Source organism: Salinarimonas sp. (assembly GCF_040111675.1).
Classification (GTDB): Bacteria; Pseudomonadota; Alphaproteobacteria; order Rhizobiales; family Beijerinckiaceae; genus Salinarimonas.
In genome coordinates, this window is record NZ_CP157794.1 from 1580416 (window position 1) to 1602243 (window position 21828).

Consider the following 21828-nt stretch of genomic DNA (forward strand, 5'->3'; position numbering starts at 1 on the left):
TCCCGATCGCTCAGCCCCCCTCCGCCTCCCGGATGACCTGGAACACCGCCTGCGGCGTCGCCGGCATGTCGATGCGGCGCACGCCGTAAGCGCGGTGGAGCGCGTCGGCGACCGCGTTCATCACCGCGGGGGAGGCGCCGATCGAGCCCGCCTCGCCCGCGCCCTTCATCCCGAGCACGTTCGTCGTGGAGGGCACGTTGCGGGTCTCGAAGACGAAGTTCGGGACGTCGGCGGCGCGCGGCAGCTGGTAGTCCATGAACGAGGCCGTCACCAGCTGGCCGCCCTCGTCGTAGACGACGTGCTCCTGCAGCGCCTGGCCGATGCCCTGGGCGACGCCGCCATGCACCTGGCCGGCGAGGAGGAGCGGGTTCAGCGTCACGCCGAAATCGTCGACGACGACGTAGCCGACGACCTCCGTCACGCCCGTGTCGGGGTCGATCTCGACCTCGCACACGTGCGTGCCGTTCGGATAGGTCGCCTCGGGCGGCTTCCAGGCGTGCGACGCCGCGAGCCCCTCGGGCGTCTTGGCGGCGAGGTCGGCGAAGGACACGGCGCGGTCGGTGCCCGCGACGCGCACGCCGCCCTCCGCGATCTCGAGGTCGGCCGCCGCCGCCTCGAGCGCGTCGGAGGCGAGCTCCTTGAGGCGCGTCGCCAGCATCTCGGAGGCGCCGGCGACCGAGGCTCCGCCGACGGGGATGGAGCGCGAGCCGCCGGTGCCGCCGCCGGTCTTGATCTGGTCGGTGTCGCCCTGGACGACACGGATCTTCTCGACCGGCAGATCGAGATGCTGCGACACGAGCTGGGCGTAGGCCGTGAGGTGGCCCTGGCCGGTCGACTGGGTCCCGATCTTCACGAGCGCGGTGCCGTCGCGCTCGATCGAGACCTCCGCCGTCTCGGCGCCGCCGCCGGAGCAGGCCTCGATGTAGCAGGCCATGCCGATGCCGCGGATCCGCCCGCGCGCGCGGGCCGCCGCGAGCCGGTCCTCGAAGCCCGCCCACCCGGCCAGCTCCATGGCGCGGCGCATGTGGCCTTCGAACTCGCCCGTGTCGTAGGTGCGCCCGGTCTTCGTCCTGTAGGGCATCTGCTCCGGGCGGATGAAGTTCTTCGCGCGCACCGCATCCGGCGTCTCGCCGAGCTCGCGGGCGATGTGATCGACGAGCCGCTCGATGACGTAGGCGGCCTCCGGCCGGCCGGCGCCGCGATAGGCGTCGACGGGGACCGTATGCGAGTACCAGCCGCGGATGCGCGCGTGGACCGCCGGGATGTCGTAGGCGCCCGGCGACATGCGCGCGCCGCCCGACGGGATGAACGGCGCGAATTGCGAGAGATAGGCGCCCATGTCGGCGTCGATCGTCACGCGCAGGGCCAGGAAGCGGCCGTCGGCGTCGAGCGCCATCTGCGCCTCGGTGAGGTTGTCGCGCCCTTGCGCGTCGCCCACGAAATGCTCCGTGCGGTCCGCCGCCCATTTCACGGGCGCGCCGAGCCTCTCCGCCGCCAGCGCGCAGAGCGGGTATTCCCGATAGGTGAAGATCTTGGTGCCGAAGCCGCCGCCGACGTCTGGCGTGACGACCCGCAGACGCTCCTCCGGCCAGCCGAGCGTCTGCGCGACGAGGTCGCGTACGTCGTGGCTGCCCTGGCTCCCGAGCGTCAAGGTGACGCGGCCCGTGGCCGCGTCGATCTCGGCGAGGCAGGCCCGCGGCTCGAGGAAGTTCGCGACGACGCGGTTGTTGACGAGGGTGAGCGAGACCACGCGCGCGGCCGTCTCGAAGGCGGCGTCGGTCTCGTCCTTGTCGCCCACGGCGGCGTCGAAGGCGAGGTTCGTGCCGAGCTGCGGCCAGACGAGCGCCGCGCCCTCGGCCTTCGCGCCGGCGATCCCAACGGCGGCGGGCAGCGGCTCGTACTCGGCCGGGAAGGCCTCGGCCGCCTCGCGGGCCTGCGCCAGTGTGTCCGCCACGACCATCCCCACGACGTCGCCGACGTGGCGCACGTGGTCGCGGGCGATGATCGGGTAGGGCGGCAGCGGCATCTTCGAGCCGTCGGCATTGCGCGCCGGTCCGAGGCAGGGGAGATCCTGCAGGTCCTTCGCGTCCTCGCCGGCGAGGACGAGGCGCACGCCCGGCATGGCGCGCACCTCGGAGAGATCCCCGACACGGAGCGTGGCGTGAGCGTGCGGGCTGCGCACCATCACGGCGTTGATCATGCCGGGTGGCGCGAAATCGTCGGTGTATCGGCCCGTCCCGGTCACGAAACGGGCGTCCTCGACGCGTCGCACGGCCTGGCCGACGCCGAATTTCATGGGGCGCATGGGGATCTCCGCCAATGGGTCATGTCGTGCGCGAGGGTGGCGCTCCGCGCGCGTCTGTCAACCGCCTCGGATGCTCACCCGGTCTCGACGGGTTCGCCCGCGGTGACCCAATCCTGGATGCCGCCCTGGTAGTGGGCGACTTCGGAGACGCCCGCCGCCTGCGCCGCATGCGCGGCGTGCTGCGAGCGCACGCCCGCGGAGCAGGTGAAGACGATTCGCCGCCCGTCGTCGGGCAGGGCCTGCGCGTCGAAGCGCGAGAGCGGGTGGCACACGGAGCCCGGAATGCGCCGGACCTCGTACTCGTCCGGCTCGCGGACGTCGACGAGGGCGATGGAGCCCGTCTCGAGGCCGCGCTTCACCTCCTCGCGGGACAGTGCGGGCGCGTCTCCAGTGGGTTGGGTCAACATGGGGTGTTCTCCCTGCTCGCGCCGGCTCTTCGGCGCGAGGTTCGACAAAGATGCTTGCGGACGATTCAGGATTAAGGAACCGGCCGCGGCTTAAGGTGACAACGTTTCAGGACCGTGTGGGGCTCATGCTCGATTTCCAGGTCAAACGTCGGTTCGCCCAGATGCGCCGCTCCTTCGCGACGCTCGGGTTCTCGGCCGCGCCCGCGACGGGTGCGCCGGCCGGCGCGCGCGCGGACCTGATGCTCGACGACAGCGCCCTCGCGTCGAGCCCGCTCGAGCGCGCCTCCGAGATCGGGTGGAGCGGCGCCGGCGGCCACGACGACGGCGGGGCCGGCGACGGCCGCGACGAGGCGCGCGAGGCCGTCTTCCGCCTGGCCTACGCCATCCGCCGCGAGGCGGAGACGCTCGAGACCCTCGCGCCGCGCGCCCGCGCCGAGGCGCGACGTCTCGCCCGCGAGGAGGCCGATCTCGCGGCCGCGGCGGAAAGCCTCGGCGACGCCGATCTGGGTCCCGCCCTCGACCTGATGGTGCCGCCGGTCGCCTCGCTCGTCGCCGACGTCGCGGCGACGGCGCTCAACGTCTCCCTCGCCGCCGTGCGCGCCGGCGCCTCGGCCCGGGGCTTCACCGCGGCCTCGACGGAGGTGGCCGATCTCGCCCGCGTGCTGGAGGAGGCCTGGGGCGCGGTCGAAGGCCTCGTCGCGGCGCTGGAGGAGCGCTCGGCCGAGACGGCGACGCTCGCCGCCTCCCTGCGTCAGCGCGGCGCCGCGCTCGCTCGCGGCGCCGGCCGGGAGGAGCCGGACTTCGACGTCGCCGCCCTGCGCCGCTTCGCGCTCGACACGTCGGGCGTGGCGGCGCGGCTCGCCGACGGCGCGCAGGACATGGCCCGCACCGTGCGGGCGCTGTCCGACGGCCTGATCGCCGCGGTGCGACGGTCGCCCATGGGCGATCGACGCGCGCAGGCCCGCATTCCCGTCGACGCGCCCTGCGAGGTGCGCGTCGCCGCCGGCGCCCTGCGCGGGCGCACCCGCGATCTCTCGGCCAAGGGCGCGCTCGTCGTGCTCGAGCGCCCGGCGGCGCTGAGCCCGGGCCAGCCGCTCTCGTTCCATCTGCCGGACACGCCGGCGATCGCGGGGAGCGTCGTCGAGATCGAGGGCGAGCGGCTGCGACTCTCCTTCGACCTGCGCCACGACGCCAACGCCGCGGCCGCGGCGGCGCTGGAGCGGTTCCTCGGCGCCGCGGACGACTGAGACGCCCTCAGCCCCGGGCCGCCTCGAGCGCCTGCAGGACGTCGGCGACGAGATCCTCGCGATGCTCGAGACCGGCCGAGATTCGCAGCATGCCGTCGCCGATGCCCATCGACGCGCGCTCCTGCGGCGTGAAACGTTCGTGCGTCGTCGTGGCGGGATGGGTGACGAGGCTCTTCGCGTCGCCGAAATTGTTCGAGATCTTGATGATCCGCAGCGCCTTGCCGAAGGCGAAGGCGGCCTGCTTGCCGCCGGCGAGCTCCACCGCGAGCACGGTTCCGCCGCAGGTCATCTGGCGGCGGCAGAGATCGTGGTCCGGTGAGGAAGGCAGGCCGGGATAGCGCACGCGCGCGATGCCCGGGGCGTTCTCGAACGCCGTCGCGAGGGCGAGCGCGTTCTCGGCCTGGCGGCCGATGCGCAGCGACAGCGTCTCGAGGCTCTTGAGCATGACCCAGGCGTTGAAGGGCGAGAGCGCCGGGCCGGTATGGCGCAGCCAGGGCTGGACCCGCTCCTCGATGAACGCCTTCGACGACAGCACGATCCCGCCGAGACATCGCCCCTGGCCGTCGATGTGCTTCGTCGCCGAGTAGGTGACGACGTCGGCCCCGAGCGCCAGCGGATTCGAGACGGTGGGAATGCCGAGCGCGTTGTCGACGACGAGGATCGCGCCGACCTCGCGGGCGAGGCGGGCCATGGCGGCGATGTCGATGAGATCCGTCGTCGGGTTGGCCGGGCTCTCGAGGAACAGCGCCGCGGTCTCGGGGCGGATGGCGGCGCGCCAGGCCTCCGGATCCCCGCCGTCCACGAAGGTGGTCGCGATGCCGAATTTCGGCAGGATCTCGGCCAGGATGAAGCGGCAGGAGCCGAACAGGATCGAGGACGAGACCACGTGGTCGCCCGCCTTCAACGGCCCCATCAGCGCCGCGGCGACGGCGGCCATGCCGGTCGCGGTGGCCCGGGCGGCCTCGGCGCCCTCGAGAGCGGCCATGCGCTCCTCGAACATCGCCACCGTGGGGTTGCCGAAGCGCGAATAGATGAAGCCCGCCCCGCCGGTCTTGTCTTTGAAGCGCGCCTCCGCCGTCTCCATGTCCGGATAGGTGAAGCCCTGCGTCAGGAACAGGGCCTCGGACGTCTCTCCGAACGGCGTCCGGTTCGACGCCGCGTGCACGGCCAGCGTTTCCGGGCGCAGGGGAGGGGTCGGGCGCTCGGCGGAGCTCATCGGACGATCATCCCGTTCTGTATAACGAACGCATTCTCTTGCCGGAGCCTCGCGCGGGACGCAAGCGATTTCGGGCGCCGCATGGGGAACGGGCGAGAATGGGTCTTGACGGTTGTGCGCGGCGCGTCGACACCGAAGCGTGGCGGCCGACGGGGGAACGGGCTCGGCGTCTCGTCGGTTTCCTTCAACGTCGAGGAGGTTCCGCGTGTCCCTGTTCACCCATCCCGAGTTCGACGGCCACGAGCGCGTTCTGTTCGCGCACGATCCGGCCTCGGGCCTGAAAGCCATCGTCGCCATCCATTCGACGCGTCTCGGCCCCGCCGCGGGCGGCTGCCGGATGTGGCCCTATGCGAGCGAGGAGGAGGCGCTGGCCGACGCGCTGCGTCTCTCCCGCGGCATGACCTACAAGAACGCGGTCGCCGGCCTCGATCTCGGCGGCGGAAAGTCCGTCATCATCGCCGACCCGCGCACGCAGAAGACGCCCGAGCTCCTGCGCGCCTTCGGCCGCGCCGTGCACGACCTCGGCGGCACGTACGTGACGGCGGAGGACGTCGGCGTGTCCGTCGCCGACATGGAGATCGTCCGCGAGGCGACGCCGCACGTGGCGGGCCTCGAGACCGGCGCGCACGCCTCGGGCGATCCCTCGCCGGTGACGGCGCGGGGCGTGTTCGAGGGCATGCGCAAGGCGCTGCTCGTCGCGACGGGCTCCGACGATGTCGCCGGGCGCACGATCGCGGTGCAGGGTCTCGGCCATGTCGGCCGGCACCTGTGCGCGTTGCTCCACGCCGCCGGCGCCCGGCTCGTCGTGTCCGACATCGACCCCGCCCGTGTCGCCGACGCCGAGCGGGCCTTCGACGCGCGCGCCGTGGCGCCCGACGCGATCGCGACCGTCGCGGCCGACGTGTTCGCGCCCTGCGCGCTGGGCGGCGTCCTCGACGACGCGACCATCCCGCGGCTGAAGGCGCGCATCGTCGCGGGCGCCGCCAACAACCAGCTCGCCCGCCCCGAGCACGCCGACGCCCTGCACGCGCGCGGCATCCTCTACGTGCCGGACTTCGCGCTCAATGCGGGCGGGATCATCAACGTGGCGCGCGAGATCGAGGGCCGCACCGACGCCGGCTGGCTCACGGAGACGCTCGGGGCCATGGTCGCCAACATCGAGACCATCCTGCGCGAGGCGGCCGAGCGCGGCGTCTCCCCGAACGGTGTCGCGGAGGCGTTCGCGCGGCGGCGGCTGGCGTGACGAGCGGTGCGAAAATCCCGAGCGGGGTTGCGCGTCGCGTCGGCTCGGGCTTAGCTTCACGTTCTCTGCTGGGAACTCCGGCCTATCCGGGGTGTTGACCCGGACACCCGAGCGCAGGCGTCCGCCGTGCGCAGACGCGCGAGACGAACGAGACAGACAGACCGAGGCGACGCCGGTCGCCCGCACCCGTGCGCGCGGTCCTCGCGCGCATCCGATCAGCGACGAAAGGCACGCGAGGGACGATGGCCGAGACCACCATCACGAAAGCGCCGCGCATCTACTACATGCACCACCGGCTCGTGGGGCCGCTGGGCCGTTTCCTCGAGCATTTCGACCGGGTGAAGGCGCTCGGCTTCGACCATGTCCTCGTCTCCCCGATCTACGCGCCGGGCCGCTCCGGCGACGTGTTCTTTCCCGCCGACCACGACGCGGCCCATCCCGGGCTCGAAACCGATTACGGCGCCCACGACGTGATCCGCTGGCTCGTCGAGCACGCGGCCGAGCGCGGTCTGAAGCTGATGCTCGACGTCGCGCCGCAGAGCTTCGCGCTGGAGCACCGCTTCGTCGAGGCCGCGCCCGACTGCTTCACCGTGCGCCGCGAGACGCCGATGGGCATCATCGACCCGCGCCATCCGGCGAGCCCGCAGGGCACGGCGATGTCGCGCATCGTCGACGGCTGCGGCGAGCGGCTGCGGGACTTCTGGGCGCCGCGCATCGCGAGCTACGCCGAGCTCGGCGTCGCCGGCTTCCGCGCGCTGAAGCCGTCCGGCGCCACCGCCGACCTCTGGGGCCGGCTGATGACGGCCGCGCGCAACGCCAAGCCGGACGCGCTGTTCATCGCCGACGTCACCGGCGTGCCGCGCCCGGACGTGCTCGAGCTGCGCGGCACGCCGTTCGACTTCACGGTGAATTCCCTCGCCTGGTGGGACTTCCGCTCCTCCTGGTACCTGGACGAGCACGACGCGCTGGCCACCGTCGCCCCGCCGATCGCGACGGTCGAGGCGCCGTTCTCGACCCGCCTCGCCGAGCGCGTGCGCGACAATCGCGGGCTTCGCCCGGCCTACGACCGCGCGCTGCACGCCGCGGCCGCGCTCGGGACGGGCCTCCTCGCGCCGATGGGCGTCGAGGTCGCCGCGCGCCGGCCGATCGACGCCGTGGTCTCGTCGCCGGAGGACTACGACCGCGCCGCCGCGGAGGCGCCGTTCGACCTGACCGAGATGGTCCAGCGCGTGAACCGCCTCGTCGAGGCGACGGAGCTCCTGCGCGAGCCGGCGATGCTGCGCCCGCTGACGGGGCCGTCGGCGCGGGTGACGGGGCTGCTGCGCACCGCGCGCGACCCGCGCTACGCCGAGGAGGCGCTCCTCGTCGTCGTCAATCCGGACCTGTTCGAGGGCAACGACGTCTTCGCCGCGAAGCTCCGCGGCCAGATGGGCGGCACCTTCGGCGCCTTCACGCCCGTCGAGGCGGGCGCGGCCGACGCCACCGCCTCCGCCGGCGACCTGATCGCGCTCCATCCCGGCGAGGCCTTCCTCGCCAAGGCGTCGCGGGCGACGCCCGTCAAGGTCGCCCGCCAGCCCGGCAAGCGGGCGGTGACGACGGCCGCCACCAAGTGGCCGCGCATCGCCGTCGACAATCTCGATCCCGCCGTCGACGAGGGCCGCTTCGCGGTCAAGCGCGTCGTCGGCGACGCCGTCGTGGTCGAGGCCGACGCCTTGATGGACGGGCACGAGGTGCTCGGCGTCGAGCTGCTGTGGAAGGCCGTCGACGAGGACGCGTGGCGTCGCGCGCCGATGGAGCCGCTCGGCAACGACCGCTTCCAGGGCATGCTCTTCCTCGAGCGGATGGGCCGGCACGACTACGTCGTCGAGGCCTGGCACGACGTCTACCAGACCTTCTGCCGCGACCTGACGAAGAAGTTCGACGCGAAGGTGGACTATTCCCTCGACCTGATCGAGGGGCGCCAGCACGTCGAGGCCGCCGCCAAGCGCGCGTCGGGCGAGACGAAGAGCGGGCTCGAGGAGATCCTCTCGCGCTTCGATCGCGCCGAGGGCGACGACCGGGTGCACGTGCTGCTCTCGCCGCAGGCGCGCATGCTCATGCGCGAGGCCGACGACCGCCCGCACGCGGCGCGCAGCCACACGCAACCGATCGAGGCCGACCGGACGCAGGCGCATTTCGCCTCCTGGTACGAGCTCTTCCCGCGCTCGCAGGTCGACAGCCCGCACCGCCACGGCACGCTGCGGGACGTCATCCCGCAACTGCCGCGGGTGCGCGACATGGGCTTCGACGTGCTCTACTTCACGCCGATCCACCCGATCGGCAAGAAGAACCGCAAGGGCAAGAACAACACCCTCACGCCGGGGCCCGAGGATCCGGGCTCGCCCTACGCCATCGGCTCGGAGGAGGGCGGCCACGACGCGCTGCACCCCGAGCTCGGCACCTTCGAGGACTTCCGCGCGCTGCGCGAGGCGGCGGAGGCGCACGGGCTCGAGATCGCGCTCGACTTCGCCATCCAGTGCTCGCCGGACCACCCCTGGCTGAAGGAGCATCCCGGCTGGTTCGACTATCGGCCGGACGGCTCGATCAAGTACGCCGAGAACCCGCCGAAGAAGTACGAGGACATCGTCAACGTCGACTTCTACAAGACGGAGGCGGTCCCGGACCTGTGGCTGGCGCTGCGCGACATCGTGCTGTTCTGGTGCAAGGAGGGCGTCAAGACGTTCCGCGTCGACAATCCGCACACCAAGCCGCTGCCGTTCTGGCAATGGCTCATCGCCGACGTGAAGGCGCAGCATCCGGACGCGATCTTCCTGTCGGAGGCCTTCACCCGGCCGAAGATGATGTACCAGCTGGCGAAGCTCGGCTTCACGCAGTCCTACACCTACTTCACCTGGCGCAACACGAAATGGGAGCTGCGATCCTATTTCGAGGAGCTGGCGAACGAGGCGCCGAAGGACTTCTTCCGGCCGAACCTGTTCGTCAACACGCCGGACATCAACCCCTACTACCTGCAGAGCTCGGGCCGGGCCGGCTTCCTCGTGCGCGCCTGCCTCGCCACGACCCTGTCGGGCATCTGGGGCATGTATTCCGGCTTCGAGCTGCTCGAGGGCGAGCCGATCCCCGGCAAGGAAGAGTACAAGGATTCGGAGAAGTACGAGATCAAGCCGCGCGACTGGACCATGCCGGGCAACATCGTCCCGGACGTCACCCGGCTCAACCGCATCCGCCGCTCGAACCCGGCGCTGCACACGCACACCAACACGCGTTTCTACAACGCCTACCACGACGAGATCCTGTATTACGGCAAGCCGTCCCGCAACGGCGACGACATGATCCTCGTCATGGTCAACCTCAATCCGCACGTCGCCAACGCGTGCGATTTCGAGGTGCCGCTGTGGGAATTCGGCCTGCCGGACCACGGGGCCGTCGAGGTCGACGACCTGATCGCCGACCGCGCCTTCGTCTGGCACGGCAAGACGCACCACATCCGCCTCGACCCGTTCGAGTATCCGTTCGTCATCTGGCGTATCCGTCCGCATCAGGGGGCCTGACTTGCCGCGCAAGAAGTCGCTCATCACCAACACCGATCCGCTCTGGTACAAGGACGCGGTGATCTACCAGCTCCACGTGAAGTCGTTTTTCGATTCGGACAACGACGGCATCGGCGACTTCGCGGGGCTGCTGCAGAAGCTCGACTACATCACCGAGCTCGGCGTCACCTGCATCTGGCTCCTGCCGTTCTACCCGTCGCCGCGGCGCGACGACGGGTACGACATCGCGGACTATCGCAACGTCCACCCCGAATACGGCAAGACGCGCGACTTCAAGCGCTTCGTCGAGGAGGCGCACGCCCGCGGCCTGCGCGTGGTGACGGAGCTCGTCATCAACCACACGTCCGACCAGCATCCCTGGTTCCAGAAGGCGCGCCGGGCCAAGCCCGGCTCGGCGGCGCGGGACTTCTACGTCTGGTCCGACGACGACAAGAAGTATTCCGGCACGCGGATCATCTTCCTCGACACCGAGAAGTCGAACTGGACCTGGGATCCGGTGGCGAACCAGTATTTCTGGCACCGCTTCTACAGCCACCAACCGGACCTCAACTTCGATAACCCGAAGGTGCTCAAGGAGGTCTTCTCGATCATGCGCTTCTGGCTCGACATGGGCGTCGACGGGCTGCGGCTCGACGCGGTGCCCTACCTGGTCGAGCGCGAGGGCACCAACAACGAGAACCTCCCCGAGACCCACGCCATCCTCAAGAAGATCCGCGCCGAGCTCGACGCGACCTATCCGGACCGCATGCTGCTCGCCGAGGCGAACCAGTGGCCGGAGGACACGCAGGACTATTTCGGGCAGGGCGACGAATGCCACATGGCGTTCCACTTCCCGCTGATGCCGCGCATGTACATGGCGATCGCGCAGGAGGACCGGTTCCCGATCACCGACATCATGCGCCAGACGCCGGAGATCCCCGAGAACTGCCAATGGGCCGTCTTCCTGCGCAACCATGACGAGCTGACGCTCGAGATGGTCACCGACAAGGAGCGCGACTATCTCTGGAACACCTACGCGTCCGAGACGCGCGCGCGCATCAATCTCGGCATCCGCCGCCGCCTCGCGCCCCTGCTGCAGCGCGACCGTCGGCGCATCGAGCTGATGAACTCGCTTCTGCTGACCATGCCCGGCACGCCGGTGATCTATTACGGCGACGAGATCGGCATGGGCGACAACATCTTCCTGGGCGACCGCGACGGCGTGCGCACGCCGATGCAATGGTCGCCGGACCGCAACGGCGGCTTCTCGCGCGCCGACCCCGCGCGGCTCACCCTGCCGCCGATCCAGGACCCGCTCTACGGCTACGACCGCGTCAACGTCGAGAGCCAGGAGCGCGACGCGTCATCGCTGCTCAACTGGACACGCCGCATGCTGGCGGTGCGCAAGCAGCACGCCGCGTTCGGGCGCGGCACGATCCGCTTCCTGCGCCCGGCCAACCGCAAGATCCTCGCCTACCTGCGCGAGCACGGCGACGACACCATCCTGTGCGTCGCCAACGTCTCGCGCCAGGCCCAGGCGGTGGAGCTGAACCTCGGCGAGTTCGCCGGACGCATCCCGGTCGAGCTCTCGGGCGGGGCGTCGTTCCCGCAGGTCGGGCAATTGCCCTACCTGCTCACCCTGCCGCCCTACGGCTTCTTCTGGTTCCAGCTCTCCGAGACGGTCGAGCCGCCGCAATGGTCGACGGCGACGGCGGGCATCGAGCCCGAGCACCTCACCTTCGTGGTGCGCCGCGGCGTCGAGGAGGTGATCGAGGGCAAGTCGCGCGAGACGCTCGAGCGCGACGTGCTGCCGAGCTATGCCCCGCACCGCCGCTGGTTCCAGCGCAAGGACCAGGCGATCGAGAAGGTCGAGCTCGTCACCGCGATGCCGCTGCCCGGCTCCGGCAAGGACATCCTGATGTCGCTCGTCGAGATCACGACGACGTCGGGACCCGAGCGCTACGCCCTGCCGCTCGCGATCTCGTGGGACGACGAGCCTCCCGCGCCCTTCGCGCCGCAGCTCGCCATGGCGCGGGTGCGCATGGGCCGGCGGGTCGGCTATCTCACCGACGGCTTCGCCATGCCCGGCTTCGCCCGCGCCCTGACCCACGGCCTCGCCGAGGGCAGCGTGCTGCCGACGCAGACCGGCGAGATCCGTTTCAACGCGACCACGCACTTCGCCGAGCACGCGCCGGCGGAGGACGCCGAGATCGAGTGGCTCACGGCCGAGCAGTCGAACTCGACGCTCATCGTCGGCCGCCAGGCGGTGTTCAAGCTCCTGCGCAAGCTCACGGCCGGCATCCATCCGGAAGCCGAGATGAGCCGCTACCTCACCGAGAACGGCTTCGCCAATTCCCCGCCGCTGCTCGGCGAGGTGGTCCACGTCGCCCGTGACGGCACGCCGACCACGCTCGCCCTCGTGCAGGGCTTCGTCCTCAACCAGGGCGACGGCTGGCAGTGGACGCTGAACTATCTCGACCGCACCATCGACGAGCTCTCCACCCACAGCGAGGAGGAGATCGCCGAGAACGGGCACGAATTCGAGACCTATCACGCCTTCGCGCGCAATCTGGGGCATCGCCTCGCGGAGATGCACGGCGTGCTCGGCCGCGAGACGGCCGCCGACGATTTCCGTCCGGAGACCGCGGGCGGGGAGGACGTCGCGCGGCTGCGCGACGGCGTCCGTTCCCAGCTCGAGGCGGCCTTCGCCGCCATCGAGGCCTACGGCGAGTGGGACCACGAGGAGGACGCGGCGCAGGCGCGCACCGTGCTCGACAGCCGCGAGCGGCTCCTCGCCCTCGTCGACGAGAAGGCGCAGGCGATCGCCGGCACGCCGCGGATCCGCATTCACGGCGACCTGCATCTCGGCCAGCTCCTGGTCGCGGGCAACGACGTGATGATCATCGACTTCGAGGGCGAACCCGCGAAGTCGCTGGCGGACCGTCGCGCCAAGGCGAGCCCGTTGCGCGACGTCGCGGGCGTGATCCGCTCGTTCGACTACGCGGCCTCCAACCTGAAGAAGCACCGCCACACCCCGCAGGGCCCGCTCACGGAGGCGCGCGGCGCCCAGCTGCGGTCCCTGTTCCGCCAGGTCGCGGAGGAAGCGTTCCTCGAGGGCTATCGCGAGGTGGCGCCCGAGGGCGTCTCGAACTCTTCCCTGCTCGACCTCTTTATCCTGGAGAAGGCGGCGTACGAGATCTGCTACGAGGCCGCGAACCGTCCGGCCTGGCTCGACGTGCCGCTGAACGGCTTCGCCCACGTGGCCGAGCGCCTCCTTGCCTCCAACGAGGAGATGTCCTGATGAACGACACGACGACCCACGCGCCGGAGATCGAGGGCGTCGAGGCCGCGGCCATGGAGGCGCTCGAAGGGCGCCTCACGGATCCGTTCGCCTTTCTCGGCATGCACGAGACCGGGCAGGGCCCCGTCGTGCGCGCCTTCCAGCCCGGCGCGCTGGCCGTCGAGGTGATGTCGCACGAGAACGGCGAGATGCTCGGCCGCCTCTCGGAGGTTCGCCACGGGCTGTTCGCCGGCACGGTCTCGCGGCGCGAGCGCTACTGGCTTCGGATCAGCTGGCCCGACGGCGTGACGCAGGACACGGAGGACCCGTATTCCTTCGGCGTCGTGCTCGGCGATCTCGACCTCCACCTGTTCTCCGAGGGCGCCCATTGGGACCTCGCCGAGCGGCTCGGCTCGCAGGTGACGGAGATCGACGGCGTCAAGGGCGTCGTCTTCTCGGTCTGGGCGCCGAACGCGCGGCGCGTCTCGGTGATCGGCGACTTCAACGCCTGGGACGGGCGGCGCCACCCGATGCGGCTGCGCCATTCGGCTGGCGTCTGGGAGCTGTTCGTGCCGCGCATCGGGCCGGGCGAGCGCTACAAGTACGAGATCGTCGGCAAGTTCGGCGAGACGCTGCCGCCCAAGGCCGATCCGCTGGCGCGCCGCACCGAGGCGCCGCCGGCCACCGCCTCCGTCGTCGCCGCCCCGCCGGCCTTCCGCTGGACCGACGAGGAATGGATGGCCCGGCGCGGCGAGCGCCAAGGGCCGACGAAGCCCATGGCCGTCTACGAGGTGCATCCCGCCTCCTGGCTGCGGCCGGAGGGCGAGCCGCACGGCGTGCTCGACTGGGACAAGCTCGTCGACACGCTGATCCCCTACGTGGCGGATCTCGGCTTCACCCATATCGAGCTGATGCCGATCATGGAGCACCCGTTCGGCGGCTCCTGGGGCTACCAGCCGCTGTCGCTGTTCGCGCCGTCGGCGCGCTACGGCACGCCGGAGGGGTTCGCGCGCTTCATCGACGCCTGCCACCGGGCCAATATCGGCGTGATCCTCGACTGGGTGCCGGCGCACTTCCCCACCGACCCCCACGGCATGGCCCGCTTCGACGGCACCGCGCTCTACGAGCACGAGGACCCGCGCGAGGGCTATCACCACGACTGGAACACCTACATCTACAATCTCGGCCGGCGCGAGGTGCAGGGCTTCCTGATCGCCTCCGCCCTGTGGTGGGTCGAGACCTTCCACATCGACGCCCTGCGCGTCGACGCGGTGGCCTCGATGCTCTACCGCGACTATTCCCGCGCCCACGACCAGTGGATCCCCAACCGCTTCGGCGGGCGGGAGAACCTCGAGTCGATCGACTTCCTGCGCCGGATGAACCAGATCGTGCAGGAGCGCGCGCCGGGCGCCATCACCATCGCCGAGGAATCGACCGCCTTCCCCGGCGTGTCGCAGCCGGTGAGCCAGGGTGGGCTCGGCTTCAATTACAAGTGGAACATGGGCTGGATGCACGATACGCTGCATTACATGGCCCGGGAGCCGCTCTACCGCGCCTACCACCACAACGAGATGACCTTCGGGCTGATCTACGCCTTCTCGGAGAAGTTCGTCCTGCCGATCTCGCACGACGAGGTGGTGCACGGGAAGGGCTCGCTGCTCGGCAAGATGCCGGGCGACGAGTGGCAGAAGCTCGCCAACCTGCGCTCCTATTTCGGCTTCATGTGGACGCATCCGGGCAAGAAGCTGCTCTTCATGGGCTGCGAGCTCGGCCAGCACCGCGAGTGGAACCACGACGGCGAGATCGAGTGGGCGCTCCTGCAGAACCAGAGCCATGCCGGCCTGCAGATGCTGGTGCGCGACCTCAACCGGGTCTACGCGAAGGAGCCCGCGCTCCACGCCACCGACGCGGAGCCCTCGGGCTTCGAGTGGGTGATCGGCGACGACGCCACGAATTCCGTCTTCGCCTACCTGCGCAAGGGCCACGGCGAGGCGAAGCCGCTGCTCGTCGTGCTCAACATGACCCCCGTGCCCCGGCACGAGTACCGCATCGGCGTGCCCGAGGCGGGAACCTGGCGCGAGATCGTCAACACCGACGCGCAGATCTACGGCGGCTCGAACCTGGGCAATGCGGGGGGCGTGCGCGCCGAGGCGACGCCCGCGCACGGCAAGTCGCATTCGCTCGGCCTGACCCTGCCGCCGCTGTCCACGCTCGTCCTGCGCCCGGAAGGCTAAAGCCGCATGCCCTTGCTCCCCGACCGGCTCTCGCCGGGCTCGCCCACTCCGCTCGGCGCGACCTGGGATGGTCTCGGCGTGAACTTCGCCGTGTTCTCGGCCCATGCCGAGCGCATGGAGCTGTGCCTGTTCGACCAGAGCGGCCGTCGCGAGGTCGCGCGCTTCGACCTGCCGGAATGGACCGACGAGGTCTGGCACGGCTACCTGCCGCACGTGAAGCCGGGCCTGCTCTACGGCTTCCGGGCGCACGGCCCCTACGAGCCGCAGCATGGGCACCGCTTCAACCCCAACAAGCTCCTCGTCGACCCCTACGCCAAGGCGCTCCACGGCGAGACGCGCTGGACGGACGCCCTGTTCGGCTACCGCGTGCTGTCGCCGCGGGCGGACCTCTCCTTCGACCGGCGCGACAGCGCGCCGGCGGTGCCGAAATCGGTGGTCGTCGACGACTCGTTCTCCTGGGGCGACGACCGGTCGCCGAACGTGCCCTGGTCGGAGACGGTCATCTACGAGGCGCACGTGAAGGGGCTGACCAAGCTCCTCGACGACGTGCGCATCCCCGAGCGCGGCACCTATTCCGCGCTGGCGCATCCGGCGGTGATCGAGCACCTCAAGCGGCTCGGCGTCACCTCGATCGAGCTCCTGCCGATCCACGCCTTCCTGCAGGACCGGTTCCTGCAGGAGAAGGGGCTCGTCAACTACTGGGGCTACAACACGCTGTCCTTCTTCGCGCCGGAGCCGCGCTACATGCCGCAGGGCGGGGACAACAACGATCTCAGGATCGCCATCCGCCGCCTGCACGCGGCCGGTATCGAGGTCATCCTCGACGTCGTCTACAACCACACCTGCGAGGGCGGCGAGCTCGGGCCGACGCTCTCCTGGCGCGGGCTCGACAATGCCAGCTACTACCGGCTCCTGCCGGACAATCCGCGCCACTGCATCAACGACACCGGTACCGGCAACACGGTGAACCTGTCGAACGCGCGCGTCCTGCAGATGGTGATGGATTCGCTCCGCTATTGGGCGACCTCCTACCGGGTCGACGGCTTCCGCTTCGACCTCGGCGTCACGCTCGGGCGCGAGCCGCACGGCTTCGACCCCGGCGCGGGTTTCTTCGACGCGCTGCGGCAGGACCCGATCCTGTCGCGCAAGAAGCTGATCTCGGAGCCCTGGGACATCGGCCCCGGCGGCTACCAGCTCGGCCACCACCCGCCGTCCTTCGCCGAGTGGAACGACCGCTTCCGCGACGGCGTGCGCCGCTATTGGCGGGGCGATCCCGGCCTGCGCTCGGATCTCGCGGCGCGGCTCTCGGGCTCGGGCGACCTGTTCGACCGGCGCGCCCGCCGGCCGTGGGCGTCGGTGAACTTCATCGCCGCGCACGACGGCTACACGCTCGCCGACATCGTGGCCTACGAGCAGAAGCACAACGAGGCCAACGGCGAGGATAATCGCGACGGCCATTCGGAGAACTATTCCCGCAACTGGGGCGTCGAGGGCGAGACCGACGATCCCGAGATCCTCGCCGTGCGCGCGCGGGTGATGCGCTCGATGCTCACCACGGTCTTCGCCGCGCTCGGCACGCCGATGATCCTCGCGGGCGACGAGTTCGGGCGCTCGCAGGGCGGCAACAACAACGCCTACGCTCAGGACAACGAGATCTCCTGGCTCGACTGGGAGGTCGCGCGCTCGGAGGCCGGGCAGGCGCTGATGGGCTTCTCCGCCCGCCTCGCCGGGATCCGCCGCGACCACGCGATCCTGCGCTGCAAGCGCTTCCTCTACGGCCAGGAGATCGCGGAGGGCATCCGCGACCTCGACTGGTTCGACGAGAACGGCGACACGCCCTCGCCCGAGGACTGGAACGATTCGGAGAAGCGCGCGCTGGCCATGCGCCGCGCCGAGCGCCGCGAGGACGGCGGCATCGAGATCGTCGTCTTCCTGCTCAACGGCTCGGACGAGACGATCCGCTTCACCCTGCCGGGCCCCGAGACCGGCTGGCGTCTCCTGATCGATTCCGCCGATCCCGACCGTCCGGAGGAGAGCCTCGGCGAGCCCGCCTACGAGGTCCTCGACCGCGCCGCCGTGCTCGTCGCCGCGACGATCCCGCCGGAGGAGGGTGGGGGATGAGGGCGCCCGCGATGCAGGCTCTCCCCTCTCCCTGGGGGATCGCCGATGCACACATCTCCCGATCAAGAGGGTGCATGCGGGACGGCTCGCCGGTCCTTCCCCGTAGGGGAAGGTGGCGCCGCGCGCAGCGCGGTGACGGATGGGGCGCGGCGCGAAGCGACGCGTTCCGCGCAGCGGAAGTTCGGCGGCGTCAGGCGCACCCGTCGATTTCGGCTTCGCCGAACGCGCGTCCCGCGCGCCCCATCCGTCTCGCCGCTGCGCGGCGATCCACCTTCCCCTACAGGGAAGGACGAGGTTTCCCGCGCGTTGTCTGAACGCCATCCGTAACGGAGCTGATCCCCCATGGCCCGCCATTCCCATCCCACCCTGTGGGGCGCGAGCCTGGTTTCGCCGGGCCGCACGCGCTTCCGTCTCTGGGCGCCGATCCAGCGCCAGCCGCACCTCGCCATCGAGGGGCGCGAGCCCATCCCCATGGGCAAGCAGGACGCCGGCTGGTTCGAGGTCGAGGTCGAATGCGGGGCGGGCACCCCCTATCGCTATCGGCTCGACGACGGCATGCTCGTGCCCGACCCCGCCTCGCGCGCCCAGACCGACGACGTGCACGATCCCTCGCTAGTCGTGGACCCGCACGCCTACGAGTGGCGGAACGCCGAGTGGAAGGGCCGCCCGCTCGAGGAGGTCGTCGTCTACGAGGCGCATGCGGGGCTGATGGGCGGCTTCGACGGCGTGCGCTCGCATCTGAAAGACCTCGCCGATCTCGGCGTCACCGCGATCCAGCTGATGCCGATCGGCGCCTTTCCCGGCGCGCGCAACTGGGGCTACGACGGTGTCCTGCCCTATGCGCCCGACGCCGCCTACGGCACGCCGGAGGCGTTGAAGCGCCTCGTCGACGAGGCGCACGGGCACGGGCTGCAGGTCTTCCTCGACGTCGTCTACAACCATTTCGGGCCGGAGGGGAACTACCTCCACGCCTATGCCGAGCCCTTCTTCCGCAACGACATCCACACGCCCTGGGGCGCGGCGATCGACTTCCGCCGCCGCGAGGTCCGGCGCTTCTTCGCCGACAACGTGATGATGTGGCTGATGGAATACCGGATCGACGGCCTGCGCTTCGACGCCGTCCACCAGATCCCCGAGCGGGACTGGCTCGACGAGGTCGCCGCCGAGGTGCGCCGCACGATCGAGCCGGGGCGGCACGTGCACCTGATCCTCGAGAACGAGGAGAACGACCCGGGCTATCTCGGCCGTGAGATCGACGCGCAATGGAACGACGACTTCCACCATTGCGTCCACGTGATGCTCACCGGCGAGGACCAGTCCTATTACGGCAACTACATCCGCGACACGGCCGGCAAGCTCGCGCGCTGCCTGCGGGAGGGCTTCGTCTACCAGGGTGAGGCGCCGGAGAACGGGGAGGGCGGCCCGCGCGGCGGCCCGTCCGGCCACCTGCCGCCCACCGCCTTCGTCACCTGCCTGCAGAACCACGACCAGGTCGGCAACCGCGCCTTCGGCGACCGGCTGACCACGCTCGTCGAGCGCAAGGCGCTGGACGCGGCGACCGCGCTGCACGTGCTCTGCCCGCAGATCCCGATGATCTTCATGGGCGAGGAGACCGGCTCGAAGGAGCCGTTCCTGTTCTTCACCGACTATCACGACGGCCTCGCCGACGCGGTTCGCGAGGGACGCCGGCGCGAGTTCAAGGCGTTCCCCGAATTCGCCGACCCGCATACCCGCGAGCGCATCCCCGATCCGAACGCGCCGGCGACCTTCGCCCGCTCGCGCCCCGCGATCGGCGGCGAGAGCGGCGACCACGCCGTGCACGCGCTCTACAAGCGTCTCCTCGCGCTGCGCGCCGAGCACGTCGCGCCGCGCCTGAAGGGCGCGAAGGCGGAGAGCGCCGAGGTCGTCAACGAGAAGGCCGTCGTCGGGCGCTGGCTCATGGGCGACGGCGCGCGGCTGACGATCCTCACCAATCTCGGCGCCATCCCCGCGCCGCTGCGCGGCGTCGCGGTCCCGGCGGGCGAGCCGTTCCTCGTCGTCGGCCAGCCGCTCGTCGCGGACGGCGTGCCCGCCCACACCACCCTCGCCTGGCTGGAGGACGCGCCGAAATGACCGACGCGCTCCACGCGCTCGCCGAGGAGGCGGGCCTGCACATCCGCTGGGAGGACTTCAGGGGCCGGCCCGAAACGGTCGGCGAGGAGACGCTGCGCCGCGTCCTCGCCGCCATGGGGCTTCCCGCGGGGAGCGAGGCCGAGATCGCCGACAGCCGCGCCCAGCTGCGCGAGGAGACGGGCGCGGGCCTCTCCTTCCTCACCACGGAGGTCGGCCAGTCGACCCCGCTGCCCCCGGCCCTCGCCGAGAGCGCCGTCGCGGTCCTGCGCCACGAGCACGGCGGGCGGCGCGAGATGCGGCTTCTCCCCACCGCCGGCGGCATGGCGCTGCCGCCGGTGCTGGAGCCCGGCTATCACGGTCTCGAGATCGGCGATCACCACGTCACGCTCGCCGTCGCGCCGCGCCACGGCGCGCGGGTCGAGGACGTCGCCAAGGGCCGCAAGGTCTTCGGGCTCGCCGCGCAGATCTACTCGCTGCCGCCGCGCGCGGGCGAGGAATTCGGCGACTTCGGCGCGCTCGGCGCCTATGCCGAGGCCGCCGGCCGCGCGGGCGCCGACGCGGTGGCGATGAGCCCGACCCACGCGCTCTTCGCCGCCGACCCCTCGCGCTTCAGCCCCTACTCGCCCTCGACGCGGCTGTTCCACAACGTGCTCTACGCCGACCCGGCGGCGGTGTTCGGCGAGGTCGACCTCCCCGGCGAGGCGCCGCCCCGCGGCGATCTCGTCGACTGGGAGGCGGGCGCGCGCCTCAAGCTCGCGAAGCTGCGGGCGCTCTACCGGCGCTTCGAGGCCTCCGGCGACACGCAGCGCCGCGCCGATTTCGCCGCCTTCCGCGCCGAGGGCGGATCGCTCCTCGAGAACCACGCCCGCTACGAGGCGCTGCACGCGCATTTCACGGCGCAGGGCCGCGCCGGCGGCTTTCAGGACTGGCCGGAGCAATACCGTCATCCCGAGAGCCCGGCGGTGGAGGCCTTCTGCCGCGAGCATGTCGAGGAGGTCGTCTTCCACGCCTTTCTGCAATGGCTCGCCGAGCGCTCCCTCGTGGAGGCGCAGCGCCGCTCGAAGGACGCGGGGATGGCGATCGGGCTGATCGCCGATCTCGCGGTGGGCATGGACAGCGGCGGCAGCCACGTCTGGTCCCGCCGGCAGGACGTGCTCGACGGCCTCTCCATCGGCGCGCCGCCGGACCTGCTCGGGCCGACGGGGCAGGATTGGGGCCTGACCAACTTCTCGCCGAGGGCGCTGGAAACCACGCATTTCGAGCCCTTCCTCGCGACCCTGCGCGCGGCGCTGCGCTGCGCCGGCGGCGTGCGCATCGATCACGCCATGGGCCTGCGCCGGCTCTGGGTCGTGCCCAAGGGACTGTCTCCGAAGGAGGGCTGCTACATCTCCTATCCGGAGGAGGACATGCTGCGGCTCGTCGCGCTGGAGAGCCACCGCTCCGGCGGCGTCGTCATCGGCGAGGATCTCGGCACGGTCCCGCCGGGCTTCCGGCCGCGGCTCGACCGGGCGGGCGTGCTCGGCATGCGCGTGCTTTGGTTCGAGCGCGGGGCGAAGGGGCGGTTCACCTCGCCGCGGCGCTACGCGCGCCACGCCGCATCGATGACGACGACGCACGATCTCCCCACCGTCGCCGGCTGGTGGCGCGGCAACGACGTCGACTGGCGCGAGCGCGTCGGCCACGGCGACGCGGAGTTCCACCGCACCCAGCACCAGGAGCGCGACGCCGATCGCGGCAAGCTCTGGGAGGCTTTCGTCAAGGCCGGCACGGCCGAGGGCGAACCGCCGCCGGTCGCGGAGACCGATCCCGTGGTCGACGCGGCGCTCGGCTTCGTGGCGAAGACGGCCTCGAACCTCGCCATCGTCCCGGCGGAGGACCTGCACGGCCTCGTCGAGCAGCCCAACCTGCCCGGAACCCTCGACGAGCACCCGAATTGGCGTAGACGCCTTCCGTCCGAGGGCCTCGACGACCCCGCCGCCCGCCGCCGGATGGAGGCGCTCGCCAAGGCGCGCCCGCGGCGGAGAGGATAGGGTGCAGGATGAAACGCGCGCCCGACACCTCCCCGCAGGGGAGGTCGACGGCCCGCAGGGCCGGCGGGTGGGGAGAGCGGGCGGGGCGCGGCTCCGACGACGC

Annotated in this window: 11 protein-coding genes; 8 read left to right on the forward strand and 3 right to left on the reverse strand. The window is 71.1% G+C overall.

Translation table 11 applies throughout. The features are described from left to right. Nucleotides 1-10: 10 nt before the first annotated feature. Nucleotides 11-2305 carry a xanthine dehydrogenase family protein molybdopterin-binding subunit gene (locus ABL310_RS07400; RefSeq protein WP_349371045.1) on the reverse strand — a complete coding sequence of 765 codons (2295 nt, stop codon included), beginning with the start codon at nucleotides 2303-2305 and terminating at the stop codon, nucleotides 11-13. 74 nt (nucleotides 2306-2379) lie between these two features. Continuing rightward, complete coding sequence (locus ABL310_RS07405; RefSeq protein WP_349371046.1) at nucleotides 2380-2712, reverse strand: rhodanese-like domain-containing protein; 333 nt, start codon at nucleotides 2710-2712, stop codon at nucleotides 2380-2382. A gap of 125 nt (nucleotides 2713-2837) precedes the next feature. Between ABL310_RS07405 and ABL310_RS07410 the strand changes: the two genes are divergently transcribed. Then, the gene (locus ABL310_RS07410) at nucleotides 2838-3959 is read left to right on the forward strand and encodes a PilZ domain-containing protein (protein WP_349371047.1); all 1122 of its coding nucleotides are present in this window, start codon (nucleotides 2838-2840) and stop codon (nucleotides 3957-3959) included. Between the two features lie 7 nt (nucleotides 3960-3966). Here the strand turns inward: ABL310_RS07410 and metZ are convergent, their stop codons facing one another. Further along, complete coding sequence (gene metZ / locus ABL310_RS07415) at nucleotides 3967-5175, reverse strand: O-succinylhomoserine sulfhydrylase (protein WP_349371048.1); 1209 nt, start codon at nucleotides 5173-5175, stop codon at nucleotides 3967-3969. 205 nt (nucleotides 5176-5380) lie between these two features. On the opposite strand from metZ, the gene ABL310_RS07420 reads away from it, so the two are divergent. The 7 genes from ABL310_RS07420 to malQ all read left to right on the forward strand — a co-directional run bounded on the left by ABL310_RS07420 (nucleotide 5381) and on the right by malQ (nucleotide 21725). Beyond that, complete coding sequence (locus ABL310_RS07420) at nucleotides 5381-6418, forward strand: Glu/Leu/Phe/Val dehydrogenase dimerization domain-containing protein (protein ID WP_349371049.1); 1038 nt, start codon at nucleotides 5381-5383, stop codon at nucleotides 6416-6418. A 242-nt stretch (nucleotides 6419-6660) separates the two neighbouring features. Then, nucleotides 6661-9969 carry a maltotransferase domain-containing protein gene (locus tag ABL310_RS07425; RefSeq protein ID WP_349371050.1) on the forward strand — a complete coding sequence of 1103 codons (3309 nt, stop codon included), beginning with the start codon at nucleotides 6661-6663 and terminating at the stop codon, nucleotides 9967-9969. A gap of 1 nt (nucleotide 9970) precedes the next feature. Continuing rightward, entirely contained in the window at nucleotides 9971-13249 is a 3279-nt protein-coding gene (treS, locus tag ABL310_RS07430) for a maltose alpha-D-glucosyltransferase (RefSeq protein WP_349371051.1), read from the forward strand. Next, nucleotides 13249-15462, forward strand: coding sequence for a 1,4-alpha-glucan branching protein GlgB (glgB, locus tag ABL310_RS07435; protein ID WP_349371052.1), 2214 nt, complete (start codon nucleotides 13249-13251; stop codon nucleotides 15460-15462). Before treS ends, glgB begins: the two co-directional genes overlap by 1 nt. Nucleotides 15463-15468: 6 nt before the next feature. Further along, on the forward strand, nucleotides 15469-17583 hold the full coding sequence (gene glgX, locus ABL310_RS07440) for a glycogen debranching protein GlgX (RefSeq protein WP_349371053.1): 2115 nt from the start codon (nucleotides 15469-15471) through the stop codon (nucleotides 17581-17583). Nucleotides 17584-17925: 342 nt separating this feature from the next. Further along, nucleotides 17926-19695 carry a malto-oligosyltrehalose trehalohydrolase gene (gene treZ, locus ABL310_RS07445; RefSeq protein ID WP_349371054.1) on the forward strand — a complete coding sequence of 590 codons (1770 nt, stop codon included), beginning with the start codon at nucleotides 17926-17928 and terminating at the stop codon, nucleotides 19693-19695. Further along, nucleotides 19692-21725: a 4-alpha-glucanotransferase gene (malQ, locus tag ABL310_RS07450; RefSeq protein ID WP_349371055.1), complete on the forward strand. Its 2034-nt coding sequence runs from the start codon at nucleotides 19692-19694 to the stop codon at nucleotides 21723-21725. Before treZ ends, malQ begins: the two co-directional genes overlap by 4 nt. Nucleotides 21726-21828 lie beyond the last annotated feature (103 nt).

Coding starts and splice junctions, on each gene's coding strand:
- ABL310_RS07400 (WP_349371045.1), bottom strand. CDS start 2,305: ATGCGCCCCATGAAATTCGGCGTCGGCCAGGCCGTGCGACGCGTCGAG.
- ABL310_RS07405 (WP_349371046.1), bottom strand. CDS start 2,712: ATGTTGACCCAACCCACTGGAGACGCGCCCGCACTGTCCCGCGAGGAG.
- ABL310_RS07410 (WP_349371047.1), top strand. CDS start 2,838: ATGCTCGATTTCCAGGTCAAACGTCGGTTCGCCCAGATGCGCCGCTCC.
- metZ (WP_349371048.1), bottom strand. CDS start 5,175: ATGAGCTCCGCCGAGCGCCCGACCCCTCCCCTGCGCCCGGAAACGCTG.
- ABL310_RS07425 (WP_349371050.1), top strand. CDS start 6,661: ATGGCCGAGACCACCATCACGAAAGCGCCGCGCATCTACTACATGCAC.
- glgB (WP_349371052.1), top strand. CDS start 13,249: ATGAACGACACGACGACCCACGCGCCGGAGATCGAGGGCGTCGAGGCC.
- glgX (WP_349371053.1), top strand. CDS start 15,469: ATGCCCTTGCTCCCCGACCGGCTCTCGCCGGGCTCGCCCACTCCGCTC.
- treZ (WP_349371054.1), top strand. CDS start 17,926: ATGGCCCGCCATTCCCATCCCACCCTGTGGGGCGCGAGCCTGGTTTCG.
- malQ (WP_349371055.1), top strand. CDS start 19,692: ATGACCGACGCGCTCCACGCGCTCGCCGAGGAGGCGGGCCTGCACATC.